This is a genomic window from Streptomyces sp. NPDC086554, assembly GCF_040686095.1.
GTDB lineage: Bacteria > Actinomycetota > Actinomycetes > Streptomycetales > Streptomycetaceae > Streptomyces.
Map to the genome: position 1 here is coordinate 103,279 of NZ_JBFBJK010000007.1, position 15,832 is coordinate 119,110.

Below are 15,832 nucleotides of genomic sequence, written 5' to 3' on the forward strand. Positions count from 1 at the left end.
GAACTGCGCGACCAGCCACGACGCACCCGCAGGATCGACGGCAGGGTGCGGGATATCCAGCGGACCGCTTACCGCTGGGCTAGCGGCAGTACCACCTCGTCGACGAGACGCGTGACATACGCCCGATCCACCGGCTCGCCCGCAAGCAGCACCCGGAAGGAAATAACCGAGGGCGCCAGCTGCCACAGCATCTCGACATCCGCGCCCTGCGCAAGCTCGCCGCGGTCCCTGGCCCGGTTGAAGATGTCGACGACCATCTGCCGCTGGGCGTCGATGTACCCGGCGCGCATCGCATCCGCCAGCTCGGGATTGCGGCGCAACTCCCCGACCAGGCCCGCGATCACGTCGCCGAGCCGGTCCATCTCGCCCAGCAGTCCGTCGAGCGCGGCAAGCAGGTCACCGCGGAGCGAGCCGGTGTCCCGCTGGGTGGCGACGCCCTCGACGGCGCTGGCGAAGGCGGCGACCACGAGGGCCGACTTGGAGGGCCAGCGGCGGTAGACGGTGGCCTTGCTGGCGCGGGCCCGGGCGACGACGGCGTCGACCGTGAGGCGGTCGTAGCCCTTCTCGCGCAGCACATCGAGTGTGGCGCCGAGCAGTTGGTCCTGACGGGGACGGCCTCCCCGGAGCGGTGCGACGGACATGCCCGTCAGCTTACGGGCTGCCGCCCGAAGCCCTACAGTACGGTACGGTACCGTACTACTCAGGGAGGAGTGAGGCCCCCATGCCCGATCCCGCCGCCCTTTCGACAGCGAAGGACCATCCGCGCCGCTGGGCCGGACTCGCGGTCCTTTCGATCAGCCTGCTGCTGGTCGTCACCGCCAACATCACGCTCACCGTCGCACTCGGCGACCTCGCGAGGGAGCTGGGCGCCACCACGTCCGAACTGCAGTGGATCCTCGACGCCTATCCGCTCACCATGGCCGCGCTGCTCTTCGCCCTGGGCGCCGCGGGCGAGAAGTACGGCCGCCGTGGCGCGCTGCTGCTCGGCCTCGTCGGGTTCGGGGCGTTCAGCGTGCTCGGCGCGGTCGGCGACTCTCCGGAGCAGCTGATCGCCGCCCGCACCGGACTCGGTGTTTCCGCCGCGCTGATCATGCCCGCGACGCTCGGTCTGATCCGGGTGACGTTCTCCGACGAGGAGCGCCCCCGCGCGCTCGCCCTGTGGTCGGCATCGGCCGGACTCGGGCTCGCGGCAGGGCCGTTGCTCAGTGGCTCGCTGGTGGAGCCGTACGGCTGGGAAGCTGCGTTCTACCTCAACATCCCCCTCGTCGTGGTACTGCTCGCCGTCGCCGTGCCGCTGCTTCCCGCGTCGCGCAACGAGGACGCGGGGAAGCTCGACCCGCTGGGCGCCGTGCTGTCCTGCCTGCTCCTCGGAGGGCTCGTGTACGGGGTCATCGAGGGCCCGGTCGAGGGCTGGACGTCGGTCCAGGTGCTCGGGGCGTGGGCGGTTTCCCTGGTGTCCCTGGTGTGCTTCATCGCCGTCGAGCTGCGGGTCAGCGATCCGATGCTCGACCTGCGCTGGTTCCTGAACCGGCACTTCGCCGCGGGCGCCGGATTCTCGCTCGTCACCTTCACGGTCCTGGTGGGCGTCATCTACCTGATCACGCTCTTCCTCCAGCAACTGCTCGGCGAGGACGCGCTCGGCACCGGTCTTCGGCTGCTTCCCGCCGGGCTCGCGATCATCGTGGGAGCGCCGGCCGGGGAGCAGCTGCACCGAAGGTTCGGCCCCAAGTGGCCGATCGCGGCCGGGCTTTCGCTGGCCGTCGCCGGTGCCGCCGTGCTCGCCTCGGTCGATGTGTCCTCCGATGCCCAGGTCGTGATGGTGGCCGGGATCCTTGTCGGGCTCGGCGGCGGCCTCGCCATCCCGTCCATGACGGAGTCGGTCATGGCCAACGCACCCACCGAGCGCGGTTCGGTGGCCGGGGCGACCTTCGACGCGTCCATCGAGGTCGGCGCGGCCCTCGGCATCGCCGTCTTCGGCAGCGTCCTGACGAGCGTGTACAGCGATCAGCTGCCCGACCGAGTGGTGGCCCAACTGCCCCCGGAGGCACGGGAAGCGGCCCAGGACTCGCTCGGCGCGGCACTCGGTGTGGCGCAGCAGATGCCGGACGCCGCCGCGGGTCCGCTCGTCGCGGCGGCCCGCGACGCGTTCACCGACGGCTTCGCCGCTGCGGCCATCGCGCTGATCGTGCTGGCCGGTGCGGCCGCCGTGCTCGCCGTCCTGGTCGCTCCGGGGCGTACCGCGTCGAAGGGGTCGAGTCCTGCGGAGGCAGAGGCTCAGGCCAGTCATGGCCCGCCGGTGGCCTGAGCCGTCGCGGGCCGTGCCCTGAGCGCGGGGGCCCATCATCACGGGCAACGACCAGAAAGGGAACCTCGGATGAGCCACGACGCCGCACGTCCCGCACCGGGAGAGCCGACCTGGGTGGACCTCCTGACGCCCGACAGGGAAGCCGCCCTGCAGTTCTACAGCGCCCTGTTCGGCTGGGAGTTCAGCACCACGAGCGATGGTGAGAGTCCGTACACGATGTGCCGGCTGCGCGGCCGGGAAGTGTGCAGCATCGGGGACCTCGGCGAGAATCCGGGCCCCGCCCTCGGCGGCTGGTCCAGCTATCTCTGCGTCGACGACGCGGACGCCGCGGCCGCCGCCGTGCCGGAGCTCGGCGGTGCCGTGCTCCTTGGCCCGATCGACATCCTCGCCCAGGGCCGGATGCTCCTCGCGGGCGATCCATCGGGGCATCGCGTCGGTCTGTGGCAGGCGAAGGAGCACACGGGCAGCGGCCCCGACGACGGCATCGGCGCGTACACCCGCAGCGAGCTCCTCACCGGTGCGTCCGCGACCGACGGCGCCTTCTACCGGGGGCTGTTCGGCACCGACTTCGCCACGGAGCCCGGTGCGGACGGCGGCGGCCGTCGGGCCGCGATACGGCACGTCGGACCCGCCGCCCCGTCCGGCTGGTACCCCTGCTTCCGTGCGCAGGAGTCCGCCGTTCCCGCAGCCGTCATGCTCGGCGCCTCCGTGCTGCTGCGGTACGAGTGCCCCGACGGCCCCGCGGTCGTGGTGCGCGCACCGGGCGGCGAGGTCTTCACACTGCTGCTCACCGGCTGACCCCGGCTGACCCCGGCACACAGGACGGTCCCGGCCCCGGAACGCTACGCGTCCGGGGCCGGGACCGCGCCCGAAGGGGCGCGGGGCGCTCAGACGCCGATGGGGGCCACCTCGATGATGAAGAGACTGCTCGCGGTGGGGCGGACATCCACGACCTCCAGGCCCGCCCGGGTGAGGAGTTCGGTCAGATGCCGCCGGGTGTGCTTCTTGCCGCCCACGTTGAGCAGCAGCATCAGGTCCATGCCGGTGGTCACCTTGGGCTCGGGGCTGTCGTCGACCAGGTTCTGCACCAGGACGATCCGGCCGCCGGGGTGCACCACGTCGGCCACGTTGCGCAGGGTGGCCACCGTGCGGTCGTCGTCCCATTCCAGCAGGTTCTTGAGGATGTGCAGGTCGCCCGGCGGCACCCGCTCCACGCAGTCGCCGCCCACCACCCGTGCCCGGTCGGCGAGTTCACCGCCGGTGCGCAGCGCGGGGTCGGCCGTGGCCACCACGCCGGGCAGGTCGTAGAGCACCCCGGCCAGCCAGGCGTTCCGCTCCAGCAAGGTGCGCAGCAGATGCCCGCGGCCACCGCCGACGTCCACGACCTCGCGCACTCCCCGTACGTCGAGGACGTCGGCGACCATCGCGGAGGTGAAGCCGCTCGACTGGGTCATGGCCCGGTTGAAGATCTCCGCCGACTCCGGGGCGTCCTCGGCGAGATAGGGGAAGAACTCCTTGCCGTACAGGTCGGGGAAGACGCGCTCCCCGGTGCGCACGGCGGTCTCCAGGTGCGGCCAGGTCTGCCAGGTCCACGGGGCGACCGTCCAGAGGACCTGGTAGCGCACGCTGTTCACGTCGTCCTCGCGAAGGACCCGCGACAGGTCCGTGTGGGCAAAGACGTCGTCGTCGGTCTCCTTGAACACCCCGTGCGTGCCGAGCGCGCGCAGCAGTCGTGCGAGCGCCGCGGGGTCGACTTCCAGGCGGGACGCCAACTCCTCGGCGGAGACCGGCTTGTCGCCGATCTCGTCCGGCACGCGGAGCCGGACGGCCGTCATCATCATGGCGGAGACCCAGAGGCCCATCGCCAGTTCCTTCACGCGTGCGGCGGTGGCCAGCTCGGGTGCGTACTCACTTGCGGACATGGCTCTTCCGTCTCTCTCGGAGGGTCAAGCAGGGATCAGTACGGGGCAGTCGGTCTCTTGATGGGCGTGCGCCCGTCACGCGCCGCCCGTCACGCGCACCACCTCGCCGGTGATGGCGCCGTTCGCCGACGAGCACAGGAAGACGACGGTGTCCGCCACGTGCCGGGCCAGCGGCAGCCGGCCTGTCGGCAGTTCCCGCAGCACCTCCTGGAGGAGCTGCGGCGGAAGTCCGGACCGTTCCGCCTCGTCCTTGCCGTCCAGGACGAGGCCGGGCATCACCACGTTGACCAGGACGCCGTCGGGCCCCAGCTCCCAGGCGAGGGAGCGCGTTGCGCCGTGCAGCCCGGCCTTGGCGGCGGCGAGCACCGTGGTGCCGTGCGCGCCGCGCGCCGCGACGATGCTCGACACGTTGACGATCCGGCCCGCGGAGCTGCGGCGAAGCCGGGGCAGCGCGTGGTGCAGCAGCCGCAGATGGCCGGTGAGGTTGGCGTCGAGCACCGGCTCCCAGTCCGCGCCGTCGCCGAAGGGCGGCGAGTGGGGTCCCGGCGGCGGGCCTTCCCAGGACGCGGCGTTGTTCACCAGGACGTCGAGGGTCCCCCAGCGGTCGAGCACGGCGTCGACGGTGCGCCGCGCGGACGCGTCGTCGGCGAGGTCGTACGGCAGTGCCATCGCCCGTCCGCCGGCCTCCTTCACCGCGCGCGCCACCTTCTCGGCCGCCTCGGCACGGTGGCGGTAGGTCAGGGCGACCCTGGCACCCTCACGGCCGAATGCCACGGCCGTCGCCGCGCCGATGTTCGTCGATCCGCCGGTGATCAGCGCCACCCGGCCTTGCAGTCCCAGGTCCATCGTCGTCTCCTCTCAACAGGGATACGGGCGGGGCGAGTTCCGTGCCCGGGGTTCTCCCGGGGCCCCACCGGGACAGCACGGGTCCGGTCAGTGCCGTGGCGAGCAGCGCGAACACGGTCAGCGTGCCGAAGAGCTCCGCGCCGAGCAGGCCGTTGCCGAAGCCGATCGACAGGATCACCAGCTCGGTGACGCCCCGGGTGTTCAGCACCGCGCCGAGCAGCAGCGATTCGCGCGGTTTCAGGCCGCTGAGGGCACCGGCCCCCAGCGCGGCGACCAGCTTCCCGACGAGGGCGACCCCGCCGAGAAGTCCGAGCAGCCACAGCTCGGACGCGACCGCGCCCAGGTCCACCGCCATGCCGCTGACCACGAAGTACAGCGGCGCGAGCAGCACCGCCACCGGCCGAAGGACGGCGCGGGCGGGGCCGAGCGGATCGACGTCGCCCACGGGGCGCAGGGCGAAGCCCAGGAGGAACGCACCGAAGACGGCGTGCACCCCGAGCAGCGAGGTGAGCCACGCGGACAGCAGGATCCCGGCAGCGAGCAGCGCGGCCGCCGGATGCGCCGCCACAGGGCCGCGAGCCGTGGCGAGCCGCACGAGCAGGCGGCGGCCCAGGGTCAGCAGCAGCGCGGTGTACAGCGCGCAGCCGGCCAGGCCCGCGAGCCCCTCCCCCAGCTCGCCGCTGCCGTCCACGGCGAGCGCCACGGCGAGCACCGTCCAGGCGAGCGCGTCGCACACGGCCGCGCTGCCGATGCTCGTCACCCCCAGGCGGGTGTCCGCGAGGCCCAAGTCCGACATGATGCGGGCCAGTACGGGCAGCGCGGTCACCGCGAGCGCGGTGGCGAGGAACAGCACGAAGGCGACGGAGCGTCCGGAACCCGGGCCGTACGCATCGGCGAGCAGCGCGGCGACCGCGGCCCCCGCGGCGAACGGCACCAGGAAGCTCGCGCCGCCGATCAGCAGGATCCGCCGCCCGTGCCGCGGCGATGGACCGTGCCCCGTGGCGCAGCCCGTCTCGAAGAGGAACAGGAGCAGGCCGAGCCCGCCCAGGGCGGCGAGTCCTTCGCGGACCGGCTCGGTGAGCAGCTCCCGCTCCATGTCACCGGTCAGGGCGAGGCCGAGCAGGATGCCCACGGAGAGTTCCGCCACCACGGCGGGCTGTCCGATCCGCCGGGCGAGCACATGCACGGCCCGTACGGCGAACAGCAGCGCGGCGGCGGCCAGCAGCAGCCGTTCCGTGGGCATCGCGCTCATCACGGCTGGTTGGCCTGGATCTGTTCGCTCCTCAGCTTCGCCTCGCGCAGGATCTCCTCGCTCGGCGCCTGGCCGGTGATGCCGGAGAGCAGAGCGGCGAAGTCGATCTTCGGGGGCATCTTCCGCTCGGGGTCGACGATGTCCTGGGCGCCCTCCCAGTACTGCTCCTTGCGCATCTTGACGTTGTAGAAGAAGCGGACGAAGTCCAGGACATGGCCAAGGAACGTGCGGTAGTTGTCCTCGTACTCCTTGAGCAGCTCGGCCTCCTTCGCCGGCTCGCGCAGCGCCGTGTCGACCGCGGTGGACAGGGAGAGCGCGCCCCGCATGGCGAGCGTGACGCCGGTGGAGAACAGCGGGTCGACGAAGGCGGCGGCGTCGCCCACGATCGCCCAGCCCGGGCCGTGGAACTTGTTGCACTCGTACGACCAGTCGCGCAGCGTGCGGTAGGCGCTGACCCGGGTGGCGTCCGCGGTCAGCTTGCGGACCTCCACCGATGCCGCGAGCTCCTGCTCGAACAGCTGGTCCGTGCTGAGCCCGGACTCCTTGAGCAGCTTGGTACGGGTGACGTAGCCGATGCTCACGGTGCCGTCGCTGAGCGGAATGAACCAGAACCATCCCGGCGGGTTCTCGTCCTGCCACATGTTCTCGACGACGATGTCGCCGGCCTTCTCCTCCGAGATCCGGCCGCAGCCCTGGAAGTAGCTCCACACGGCGACGTTGCGCAGGTCCTCGTGCCACTCGACGAGGTCGAGCCTGCGCCCCATCACCCGGCCCTGGCCGGAGGCGTCGACGATCATCCGGGAGGTGATCCGCACCGGTTCGTCGCGGCCCTTGACCGTGTAGAGCAGGCCCGTGGCGCGGTCCCCGTCGAAGAGGATGTCCTTGACCGTGGCCTCTTCGACGACGTCGGCGCCGAGCTCCCTGGCGCGGGTCAGGAGCAGGGCGTCGAAGTCGGCGCGGCGCGCCTGGAAGGAGTAGTCGTAGCCGCTTCCGTCGCTGAACCGGAAGTCCCAGGTGCCGTCGGTGGCGCCCCACAGGAGGGTGCCGCCGTACTTCTTGGTGAAGCCGAGCTGTTCGAGCCGGTCCCACAGGCCGAGTTCCTCCACCACCCCGAGACAGCCGGGGATGAGGGACTCGCCTATGTGGTAGCGAGGGAACTTCTCCTTCTCCAGGAGGAGCACCCGGTGGCCCTCCCTCGCCAGGAGGGCGGCGGTGGTCGAGCCCGCGGGTCCGCCGCCGATGACGACGACGTCGTATGCGCTCGGAGTGTTGGTCACGCTGATCTCCCTTGTCGTGACGGCTCGTCAGAAGCCGGTCCTGCTATGGCCTGCTGACCACGCCGACGCCTCGCTGCCAGTGGTAGAACTGCCGGGCGGATGCCTTCTCGACGCTGCCCCAGGCCCCCTGATAGGGCGTGATGAACTCGTCGAGTGCCTCGCTGATCTGGGTGAACAGCGGGTTGTCGTGCTGCGGCGTGAGCGTCGACGAGAGCGGGTCCTCGGTCTGTACGAGGTGGAAGTACAGGTCGTGGAAGGTGAGCAGCCTGCGCTCGCGCACCCCCACGATGTCGGGCAGTTCGGTGGCGTCGGACGCGGCGAACAGCCTGCTGATGTCGGCCTCGCTGCCCGGCTTCATGCGGGCGACGATCAAGGTGGTGTTCATCGGTTCTCTCCGTTTCCGCCGGTGTCCGATGAGGTCCGCGAGCGGGCGATGGCCTCGATCCGGTCGCGGATCAGCTCCATCTGGATCGCGGAGTTGTGGTTGATGTGCTTGGTCATGGCCGCGTCGTCGGCCGGCGCCTCGGGCTTCATGTGGAAGTCCTGCACCCAGCGCATCCGCACGCCGCCGTCGGCGCGGGTGAACTCCCAGAAGATGTCCATGAATTCGAAGGGTCCTGTCTCCACCCGACGGGCCCGCACCGTGTGCGTCGCGGGGTCCGTGGTGCGCTCGGACACCCAGCTCCACTGCTTGCCCTGCTCGTCGGGCAGCATGGTGAGCCGGAACCGGACGGTCTCGCCCCGGCGTTCGAGGACTTCGACCGATGCGTACTCGCTGAAGAGGCCGGGCCAGCCCTCGACGTCGTTGACGACCTCCCAGATCAGCTCGATCGGCGCGGCGATGACGATGCTGTTGTCGGTGTGCGCGGTCATGAGCTCACTTCCCGCTTCCGCAGATGGTCGTTGACGAGGGCGACGGTCTGGCGGGGCGTCATCGTGGTGACGATCGCTCCGTCGGGCAGCGTCACTCCCAGGGCGTTCTCGATCTGCGACTGGATCTCCAGGACGGCGAGCGAGTCGTAGTCGAGTGCGGTGTAGTCGGTGTCGGCGTCCTCGTCGGGGCCGCCGCGGGTGATCTCGCGCAGCATGTCGATGGTGAATTCAGTCATTCCTTCTCCTCACTTGACGTGCTGGTGCGGTCCGCGTCAGTCCCGGCCGCCCGGTGCCGGCTCGCGCAGGACGAGCGCGGAGTTCATGCCGCCGTGGCCGCGGGCCACGACGAGTGCCGTCCGTACGGGTCCTGGCCGCGGCTCGCCCACCACGAGGTCGAGCTCGTACTCGGGGCGGGGGACGATCGCCGCGCCGGACGGCGGGACGACGCCGTCCCTGATGGCCAGGAGCGCGGTGGCGACGTCCAGTGACGCACCTCCGTAAAGGCGGCCCGTCAGCGTCTTGGGCGCGGTGACCGGTACGCCGCGGGGCCCGAAGACCCAGGCGAGCGCCTCGGCCTCGATCAGGTCGAGTTCGGGCACGGCGGCCGCGTCGGCGAAGACGACATCGATCTCCTCGGGGCCCATCCGGGCGTCGATCAGGGCGTTCATCACCGCCCTGCGCAGACCCGGTTCGCGTCCGCTGCCCGGCGCCGGGTCGAAGGTCGACGCGTGCCCGACGATCTCCCCGTACCGGTGTGCGGCGCCCCGCTCCGCGGCGGACTCCGCGTCCTCGACGATAAGCATCGCGCCGCCCTCGCCCGGCAGATGGCCGCGGGCCCGGGCGTCGAACGGCAGATAGGCGAGCTCGGGGTCGTCGCTGGTGCTCAGGCGGCCGGTGGAGAGCTGGGCGACCAGGCCGTAGGGGCACAGCGAGGCGTCGGTGCCGCCGCTGACGACGAGCCGCGCGCCCTCTCTGACCACACGGCGGGCGTGCCCCAACGCGTCCAGGGCGCCCGCCTGTTCGGCGGCGATCACCCCACAGGGGCCGCGCATGCCGTGCCGGATGGAGATCTGGCCGGTGGTCGCGGCGTAGAACCACGCGATCGACTGGTACGCGCCGACGTAGCGCGGGCCGCGCGACCAGAGGCTCTCGATCTCGTGCTGCCCGAACTCGGTGCCGCCCGACGACGACGAGGTGACCACCGCCATGTCGTACTCGGGCATCGTGGCGGGGTCCGCGCCGGCGTCGGAGAGGGCCTCTTCGGTGGCGGTGAGCGCCAGGTGGGTCCAGCGGTCGGTCTGCACGGCGAGCCGGTCGTGGATGTGCTCCTCGGTGCGGTACGCGGAGATCTCGCCCGCGAGCCGTACGGGGTAGCCGGAGGCGTCGAAGCGGGTCAGCGGTCCGATGCCGCTCTCGCCGCGCAGGACGGCCGACCAGTAGGGCTCCACACCCAGGCCGTTGGGCGCGGCGACACCGAGGCCGGTGACGACCGCGGTCGCGGTGGCGGTGCGGGTGGCCGTGCTCGCGCTCATCGGCTCCCCCGGTCGCGGGTGAGGAGCATCGCGGTCTGGAAGCCGCCGAAGCCGCTGCCCACCGAGAGCACCGTGTCCATGGTGTGGTCGCGGGCGGTCAGCGGGACGTAGTCGAGGTCGCACTCGGGGTCGGGGGTGTGCAGATTGGCGGTGGGCGGCACCACTTGGTGTTCAAGGGCCAGGGCGCACGCCGCGACCTCGATCGCGCCGATCGCGCCGAGCGAGTGGCCCACCATCGACTTGATGGAGCTGACGGGTACGTCGTAGGCGTGCGCGCCCAGGCTGCGCTTGAACGCGGCCGTCTCGTGCCGGTCGTTCTGCCGGGTGCCGGAGCCGTGCGCGTTGATGTAGTCGACCGCTGTGGGGTCGAGGCGGGCCCGGTCGAGCGCCACTCGCACGGCCTCCGCCATCTCCCTGCCGTCCGGCTTGAGTCCGGTCATGTGGAAGGCGTTGCTGCGGTGCACACCGGCCGCGACCTCGGCGTAGATGTGCGCTCCCCTGGCCTGCGCCCGCTCCCGTTCCTCCAGGACGAGGACGGCGGAGCCCTCGCCGAGCACGAAGCCGTTTCGGTCCAGGTCGAAGGGGCGCGAGGCGTGCTCGGCGTCGTCGTTGCTGGACGAAGTGGCCTTGATCGCGTCGAAGCAGGCCGAGGTGATGGGCGAGATGGGTGCGTCGGTGGCGCCCGCGATCATCACGTCGGCCGAGCCCTCGGCGATGAGCTGACGGCCGTACGCGACGGCGTCGAGCCCCGAAGTGCAGCCGGTGGAGATGAGGTTGACGGGTCCTTCCGCGCCGCAGGCCCATGCCGTCTCGACGGCGAGGCTGCTGGGGACCATGTAGTCGTAGAGCTCGGGCACGCCGTAGCGGTGGTCGACCAGGTGGTGCTTGCCGCCGTCGCTCAGGACGACGTACTCCTGCTCGAGTCCCGTGGTGCAGCCGACCGCGCTGCCCAGGCTCACACCGGTGCGGTGCGCGGGGAGTTCGTCCGCGATGCCGCTGTCGGCGACGGCCTCGCGGGCCGCGGTGACCGCGAACTGGGCGGCCCGGTCCATCCGGCGGATCTCCTGGGGGCTCAGCCCCTCGGCGGCCGGATGGAAGTCGCATTCGGCGGCGATCTGGGAGCGGAAGCCCGTCGGGTCGAACAGCGAGATCCGCCGGGTCGCGGTCCGTCCGTCGGTGAGCAGCTTCCAGAAGGCCTTGGTCCCGATCCCGCCGGGCGCCACCACGCCTATGCCGGTGATGACGGCCTGGCGGGGACTCACCTGGCCTCCTCGGTCAGCGTCTCGGTGTCGACGTGCCCCAGTTCCGGGCGGGGCGCGAGCGGGCCGAGGTGGAAGACGATCCGGGCCGGTACGTCGCCGGTGTTGCGCACCCGGTGGCGCATCCCGATGGGCACCATCAGGCCCTGGTCGGTGCCGACTTCATGGGGTACGTCGTCGAGGTCGACGGTGACCGAGCCCTGGACGACGTAGAGGAACTCCTCGGAGTAGGGGTGGTAGTGCTCCGCGACGCGGTCGCCGGGGTCGATGAGCGCCACTCCGAGAAAGCCGGAGGTCGAACCGACGGACTTCGGGCTGAGCACGGTGCGCAGATCGCCGCCGCGCCGGCGGTTGGGCGGTGCGTCGTCGAGGGAGACGACGGGTACGCGGGTTGTGGTCACGCTTCCTCCTCGGGCCTGGCGGTGCCACTCGGCAAGGACGGGTGCGGGTGGAGCGGTTGCGCGAGCGTCATCGCACAGCGCGTGAAGAAGGTGCGGAAGCCGCTTTCGGTGGTCAGGTCCTGGTCGAAGTCCAGGAGGTCGTTCAGCTTGGCGCCGAGACCCGAGTACGGGACGACTCGGACGAGATTGCCGACTTCCTCGTCGGCGTCGGCGGTCGCTTCCCAGAACCGCACGACGGTGTCGCCCCGTGCGTAGACGGTGCTGCTGACCAGGGCGGACGAAAGGTGTTGCGAGGTTCCCGGTGCGATGCCGGCGGCAAGGAGACGCCATAACTCCCCCGCCCTTCCCGGGCGTACGGGATAGAGCAGGGCGCGGCGGTGCGGCGGGTGCGGCCCGGCGTGCGGCCGGGCGAAGTGGGCCCGGCGCACGAGCACCGTGGCGCGCAGGAACCCGCGGGTCGAGCGGGTGGCGGGCACGCGGCAGCACTCGCGCAGCAGGCTCTCGGCCTCCGGGTCCGCCTTCGGTTCCTCGTCCGGTGTCGGGCCGTGCGCCGTGCCGGTGCCGTTCTCGACGATGTGCAGCACGGTGCCCGCGGCGGTGAACGTCGCCACGGGTGCCGGCCCGGAAGGCTGTCGTGCCAACAGCCCTGCGAGCCGCGGTTCTTGACCATGAGCTACTGGAATGCCCAGCGCGATGCGTGCCATGTGCGTGGCTCCCCCCGTGAAGCTGGTCGAGCGGTCTTCGGTCCGTCGGGAATATGCCGACGGACCGAGACTGCACGCCTGCTCTCAGGAACCTCCCAGGGCTTACACAAGGTGCCAGGTCAGCGCCCGGGTCAGCCGCCCGTCTCGACCTCCTCGCGGGGCCGCGTGCCACCGGGTGCCTGGAACGTCTGCGGCTTGGCGCGGATCACCAGAAGCGTGATGATCAGGGCGACGGCGACGAACCCGACGCTCACCGACAGCGCGGTGGACCAGCCCTCGGTGACGGCACGGGCGACCTGTCCGGGGGCCGGGCGTCCTGGGGGCAGTTCGTCCTTGGTGGCGTCGGCCGCCACCGTGCTCAGGGAGGCGAGGCCGACCGAACCGCCCACCTGCTGGGAGGTGTTGAGGAGTCCTGCGGCCAGGCCCGAGTCCTGATCGGCGACCGCCGCGACGGCGGTCATGGCCATGGGCACGAACAGCAGGCCGAGCCCGGAGCCGAACAGGAGCAGTCCGGGCAGCAGCCCCGACGCGTACTCCGTGCTCATGTCGATGCCCGAGAGCCACCACAGGCCGCAGGCCATCGACGCGGCGCCCGCCGCCATCGGCGGCATGGCCCCGATCCGGGTGACGAGGCGGGCCGCCAGGCCGGAGAAGGCGAGCACGCACAGGGCGTTGGGCAGGAACGCGACGCCGTTGCGCAGCGGCGAGTAGCCCATCACTTCCTGCACGAACTGCGCGAGGAAGAACAGCGTGCTGATGAGGGAGGCGCCGACGAGCACGGCCACCGCGTACGCGCCCGCGCGGTCCCGGTCGGCGAAGATCCGCAGCGGCATCAGCGGCTGGCTGCCGCGTGCCTCCAGGACGACGAAGAGCAGCAGCAGGGCCACGGCGGCGGCGAACGACGTCACGGTCCACGCGTCCGACCAGCCGTGTTCCGGGGCGCGGACGAGCCCGTACACGAGCAGCGTGAGACCGCCGGTGACGGTGAACGCGCCCGGGAAGTCGAAGCGTCCGGGATTTCCGGGCGTACGGGGCAGCAGGTAGTGCGCGCCGATGGCGATGGCGATCCCGATGGGTACGTTGACCCAGAGCACCCAGCGCCAGTCGAGCGAGTCGGTGAGCGCCCCGCCGAGCAGCAGCCCGATGACCGCTCCCGATCCTGAGACCGCTCCGTAGACGCCGAAGGCCGTGTTGCGCTGCTTTCCCTGTTCGAAGGTCGTGCTGATCAGGGCCAGCGCGGTCGGTGCGATGACGGCTCCGGCGGCGCCCTGGAGGGCGCGGGCGGCGATCAGCCAGCCGGGATCCGGGGCGAATCCGCCGAGCAGTGACACCAGGGTGAAGGCGCAGATGCCGGCGACGAACATGGAGCGGCGGCCGAGGATGTCGCTGGCGCGCCCGCCGAGCAGCAGCAGCCCGCCGAAGGTCAGTGTGTAGCCGTTGAGCACCCATTGCAGGTCGCCCTGGGCGAAGCCGAGATCGCTGCGGATGCTCGGCAGCGCGATGTTCACGATGCTGATGTCGAGAACCACCATCAGCTGGGCGCCGGCGATCACCGATATGGCGGCCAGGAAGGAAGGCCCTTTCCGGGCGGTCGTGTTCATGGTCATACACCCCTCTCGGAGGGGGCACCGGACGGCACCCGTCGAAATAGTAGACCAAAGGGTTCTCTATTTAGTAGGGTAGAACCATTCCGCATGGAGAGCACAAGCGCGCGAAGGTCCCCCGCCACGAGCACCGGGACGGGCGCGCAGCCCAGGAGGAAGGGGGCCGGGTGACGGCCGATCAGGAGACGGAGCAGAAGCATCCGGTCCGCACCCGACGCCGGGGCGCGGCCCTGGAGGAGGAGATCTACGCGGCGACGATCGCCGAGTGCGCGGCCGTGGGCTACGGCCGGTTGTCGCTCAAGGGCGTGGCCGCGCGGGCACGCACCGGCAAGGCCGCGCTGTACCGCCGCTGGAGCACCCCGCAGGAGCTGCTCCTCGACGCGTTCGCCCATCTGATCCCAGTCACCGAGGAGTTGCCCGAGACCGGCAGCCTGCGCGGGAACCTGCTCGCCGCACTGCACCGGATGAACGACTCCCTATCCGGCCGGATCGGCCCGCCCGCCATGGTCCTGATGGGCGATCTGCTCCGCCACCCCGAACTGGTCGCGGCGTTCCGCGCCCGCCTTGTGGAGCCGCGTCTCGAGGCGATCCTCGCCGTCATGCGGCGCGCAGCCGAGAACGGCGAGATCTCACCCGCCGCCGTCACCGATCTCGCGGCGCGGACCGGCCCCGCGCACATCATCATGCACTTCCTGATGAACGGCACGCCCCCCGACGACCGGACCATCGAGCGCGTCGTCGACGAAGTGGTTCTGCCCGTCCTGCAACCGAGCACCGCCGCAGAGGAGACTCGGCATGCCCCGAAACGAACCCAGCACGGCCGCCCGTCCTGACGCCTCGGCGCCCCCCGCGCCCACCCCGATCCTGAAGATCCTCAACGGGGTGCACAAGTCGGCGGTACTCCGGGCCGGCATTCAACTGCACGTCTTCGACGCGCTGGTCACCGGCCCCTGCACCGCCCGCACCGTCGCCCTCTCCATCGAGGCCGACGAGCGCGCGACGCGCATCCTGCTCGACGCCCTCACCGGCATCGACATGCTCGACCGGACCGGGAACGAGTACCGGCTCACCCCGGTCTCGGAGCGCTATCTCGTCTTCGGCAAGGACACCTACTTCGGCGACGCCGCCCGGATCCAGACACACGACTACCTCTGGGAGGGCGACCGCCGACTCGCCGACGCGGTCCGCGCGGGCGGCAGCGTACTGGCGTCCGAGAGCAAGGACGAGCATCCCTTCTGGCGGGAATTCGCCCAGGCCAGCGGCCAGTTCGCCGTGCAGGGCGCCCGCTTCACCGCCGGGCTGCTCGGCCCCTGGGCGGTATCGCGCCCTGAGCTCGACATCCTCGACCTGGCCGCGGGCAGCGGACTGTACGGCTGCCTGCTCGCCGCGGAGTTCCCGGCGGCCCGCGTGACGTTGCTTGATTGGCCCGACGTGCTGGGGACGCACAGGGCCGCCGCGCAACGGCTGCGCGTGGCCGACCGGGTCACCGAGCTCAGCGGAGACGTCCTGACCGCGCCCTACGGCGGTCCGTACGACCTGGTCCTGCTCAACAACGTCCTGCACAACTTCGGCGAGCGCAGCTGTGTCGAGCTACTGACCCGGGCTGCCGAGGCCCTCAAGCCCGGCGGCCGGGTGGTCGTCCAGGACTTCGTGCCCGGCGGCCCCGACACCGACCCGGAGGGCGTGGCCCGCATCTTCTCGGTCCTGATGCTGATCATCACCGCCGAGGGCCAGGTGTACGACGGCGACCAGATGCAGGACATGCTCGCGGCGGCCGGACTCAGCATCGTCTCCCGGCACGAGGCACCGCACATGCCCACGTCCGTCCTTCTCGCCGAGCGGGTGGTCTGACCGGTT

General features: G+C 71.3%; 17 protein-coding genes. 4 read left to right on the top strand and 13 right to left on the bottom strand.

Annotation, left to right across the window (positions count from 1 at the left end; translation table 11 throughout):
- Positions 1 to 68: 68 nt before the first annotated feature.
- Entirely contained in the window at positions 69 to 641 is a 573-nt protein-coding gene (locus AB0O76_RS13495; protein WP_365489186.1) for a TetR/AcrR family transcriptional regulator, read from the bottom strand.
- Positions 642 to 721: 80 nt separating this feature from the next.
- Between AB0O76_RS13495 and AB0O76_RS13500 the strand changes: the two genes are divergently transcribed.
- Both AB0O76_RS13500 and AB0O76_RS13505 read left to right on the top strand, forming a co-directional pair.
- Positions 722 to 2,305: an MFS transporter gene (locus tag AB0O76_RS13500; RefSeq protein ID WP_365489189.1), complete on the top strand. Its 1,584-nt coding sequence runs from the start codon at positions 722 to 724 to the stop codon at positions 2,303 to 2,305.
- 69 nt (positions 2,306 to 2,374) lie between these two features.
- Positions 2,375 to 3,103 (top strand): VOC family protein, encoded by a 729-nt coding sequence (locus AB0O76_RS13505; RefSeq protein WP_365489192.1) that lies wholly within the window; start codon positions 2,375 to 2,377, stop codon positions 3,101 to 3,103.
- A gap of 89 nt (positions 3,104 to 3,192) precedes the next feature.
- On the opposite strand, the gene AB0O76_RS13510 is transcribed toward AB0O76_RS13505, so the two are convergent.
- From AB0O76_RS13510 to AB0O76_RS13565, 12 genes are all read right to left on the bottom strand, one after another.
- Positions 3,193 to 4,227, bottom strand: coding sequence for a methyltransferase (locus AB0O76_RS13510; RefSeq protein WP_365489195.1), 1,035 nt, complete (start codon positions 4,225 to 4,227; stop codon positions 3,193 to 3,195).
- 75 nt (positions 4,228 to 4,302) lie between these two features.
- Positions 4,303 to 5,073, bottom strand: coding sequence for an SDR family NAD(P)-dependent oxidoreductase (locus AB0O76_RS13515; protein ID WP_365489197.1), 771 nt, complete (start codon positions 5,071 to 5,073; stop codon positions 4,303 to 4,305).
- Positions 4,985 to 6,325 (bottom strand): cation:proton antiporter, encoded by a 1,341-nt coding sequence (locus AB0O76_RS13520; RefSeq protein ID WP_365489200.1) that lies wholly within the window; start codon positions 6,323 to 6,325, stop codon positions 4,985 to 4,987. The genes AB0O76_RS13515 and AB0O76_RS13520 overlap by 89 nt, the downstream gene beginning before the upstream one ends.
- Positions 6,325 to 7,602: an NAD(P)/FAD-dependent oxidoreductase gene (locus AB0O76_RS13525; protein WP_365489203.1), complete on the bottom strand. Its 1,278-nt coding sequence runs from the start codon at positions 7,600 to 7,602 to the stop codon at positions 6,325 to 6,327. The genes AB0O76_RS13520 and AB0O76_RS13525 overlap by 1 nt, the downstream gene beginning before the upstream one ends.
- 43 nt (positions 7,603 to 7,645) lie before the next feature.
- On the bottom strand, positions 7,646 to 7,987 hold the full coding sequence (locus AB0O76_RS13530) for a TcmI family type II polyketide cyclase (RefSeq protein ID WP_360772621.1): 342 nt from the start codon (positions 7,985 to 7,987) through the stop codon (positions 7,646 to 7,648).
- Entirely contained in the window at positions 7,984 to 8,475 is a 492-nt protein-coding gene (locus tag AB0O76_RS13535) for an SRPBCC family protein (RefSeq protein ID WP_365489206.1), read from the bottom strand. Before AB0O76_RS13535 ends, AB0O76_RS13530 begins: the two co-directional genes overlap by 4 nt.
- Positions 8,472 to 8,711 carry an acyl carrier protein gene (locus AB0O76_RS13540; RefSeq protein WP_361815651.1) on the bottom strand — a complete coding sequence of 80 codons (240 nt, stop codon included), beginning with the start codon at positions 8,709 to 8,711 and terminating at the stop codon, positions 8,472 to 8,474. Before AB0O76_RS13540 ends, AB0O76_RS13535 begins: the two co-directional genes overlap by 4 nt.
- Positions 8,712 to 8,747: 36 nt before the next feature.
- Positions 8,748 to 10,007 (bottom strand): ketosynthase chain-length factor, encoded by a 1,260-nt coding sequence (locus AB0O76_RS13545; RefSeq protein WP_365489210.1) that lies wholly within the window; start codon positions 10,005 to 10,007, stop codon positions 8,748 to 8,750.
- Positions 10,004 to 11,269 (bottom strand): beta-ketoacyl-[acyl-carrier-protein] synthase family protein, encoded by a 1,266-nt coding sequence (locus AB0O76_RS13550; protein WP_365489212.1) that lies wholly within the window; start codon positions 11,267 to 11,269, stop codon positions 10,004 to 10,006. The genes AB0O76_RS13545 and AB0O76_RS13550 overlap by 4 nt, the downstream gene beginning before the upstream one ends.
- A complete protein-coding gene (locus AB0O76_RS13555; RefSeq protein ID WP_365489215.1) occupies positions 11,266 to 11,667 on the bottom strand; it encodes a cupin domain-containing protein in 402 nt (133 codons plus the stop codon). The genes AB0O76_RS13550 and AB0O76_RS13555 overlap by 4 nt, the downstream gene beginning before the upstream one ends.
- Positions 11,664 to 12,278 (bottom strand): SchA/CurD-like domain-containing protein, encoded by a 615-nt coding sequence (locus tag AB0O76_RS13560; RefSeq protein WP_365489218.1) that lies wholly within the window; start codon positions 12,276 to 12,278, stop codon positions 11,664 to 11,666. Before AB0O76_RS13560 ends, AB0O76_RS13555 begins: the two co-directional genes overlap by 4 nt.
- A 224-nt stretch (positions 12,279 to 12,502) precedes the next feature.
- Complete coding sequence (locus AB0O76_RS13565) at positions 12,503 to 13,972, bottom strand: MFS transporter (RefSeq protein WP_365489221.1); 1,470 nt, start codon at positions 13,970 to 13,972, stop codon at positions 12,503 to 12,505.
- Between the two features lie 170 nt (positions 13,973 to 14,142).
- Between AB0O76_RS13565 and AB0O76_RS13570 the strand changes: the two genes are divergently transcribed.
- On the top strand, positions 14,143 to 14,808 hold the full coding sequence (locus AB0O76_RS13570) for a TetR/AcrR family transcriptional regulator (RefSeq protein ID WP_365489224.1): 666 nt from the start codon (positions 14,143 to 14,145) through the stop codon (positions 14,806 to 14,808).
- The gene (locus tag AB0O76_RS13575) at positions 14,771 to 15,826 is read left to right on the top strand and encodes a class I SAM-dependent methyltransferase (RefSeq protein ID WP_365489227.1); all 1,056 of its coding nucleotides are present in this window, start codon (positions 14,771 to 14,773) and stop codon (positions 15,824 to 15,826) included. The genes AB0O76_RS13570 and AB0O76_RS13575 overlap by 38 nt, the downstream gene beginning before the upstream one ends.
- The last annotated feature ends 6 nt before the right edge of the window (positions 15,827 to 15,832 follow it).

Bases quoted from the DNA above. Each gene is read 5' to 3' on its own strand.
- AB0O76_RS13495 (WP_365489186.1), bottom strand. From the start codon at position 641: ATGTCCGTCGCACCGCTCCGGGGAGGCCGTCCCCGTCAGGACCAACTG.
- AB0O76_RS13500 (WP_365489189.1), top strand. From the start codon at position 722: ATGCCCGATCCCGCCGCCCTTTCGACAGCGAAGGACCATCCGCGCCGC.
- AB0O76_RS13505 (WP_365489192.1), top strand. From the start codon at position 2,375: ATGAGCCACGACGCCGCACGTCCCGCACCGGGAGAGCCGACCTGGGTG.
- AB0O76_RS13510 (WP_365489195.1), bottom strand. From the start codon at position 4,227: ATGTCCGCAAGTGAGTACGCACCCGAGCTGGCCACCGCCGCACGCGTG.
- AB0O76_RS13515 (WP_365489197.1), bottom strand. From the start codon at position 5,073: ATGGACCTGGGACTGCAAGGCCGGGTGGCGCTGATCACCGGCGGATCG.
- AB0O76_RS13520 (WP_365489200.1), bottom strand. From the start codon at position 6,325: ATGAGCGCGATGCCCACGGAACGGCTGCTGCTGGCCGCCGCCGCGCTG.
- AB0O76_RS13530 (WP_360772621.1), bottom strand. From the start codon at position 7,987: ATGAACACCACCTTGATCGTCGCCCGCATGAAGCCGGGCAGCGAGGCC.
- AB0O76_RS13535 (WP_365489206.1), bottom strand. From the start codon at position 8,475: ATGACCGCGCACACCGACAACAGCATCGTCATCGCCGCGCCGATCGAG.
- AB0O76_RS13540 (WP_361815651.1), bottom strand. From the start codon at position 8,711: ATGACTGAATTCACCATCGACATGCTGCGCGAGATCACCCGCGGCGGC.
- AB0O76_RS13545 (WP_365489210.1), bottom strand. From the start codon at position 10,007: ATGAGCGCGAGCACGGCCACCCGCACCGCCACCGCGACCGCGGTCGTC.
- AB0O76_RS13565 (WP_365489221.1), bottom strand. From the start codon at position 13,972: ATGAACACGACCGCCCGGAAAGGGCCTTCCTTCCTGGCCGCCATATCG.
- AB0O76_RS13575 (WP_365489227.1), top strand. From the start codon at position 14,771: ATGCCCCGAAACGAACCCAGCACGGCCGCCCGTCCTGACGCCTCGGCG.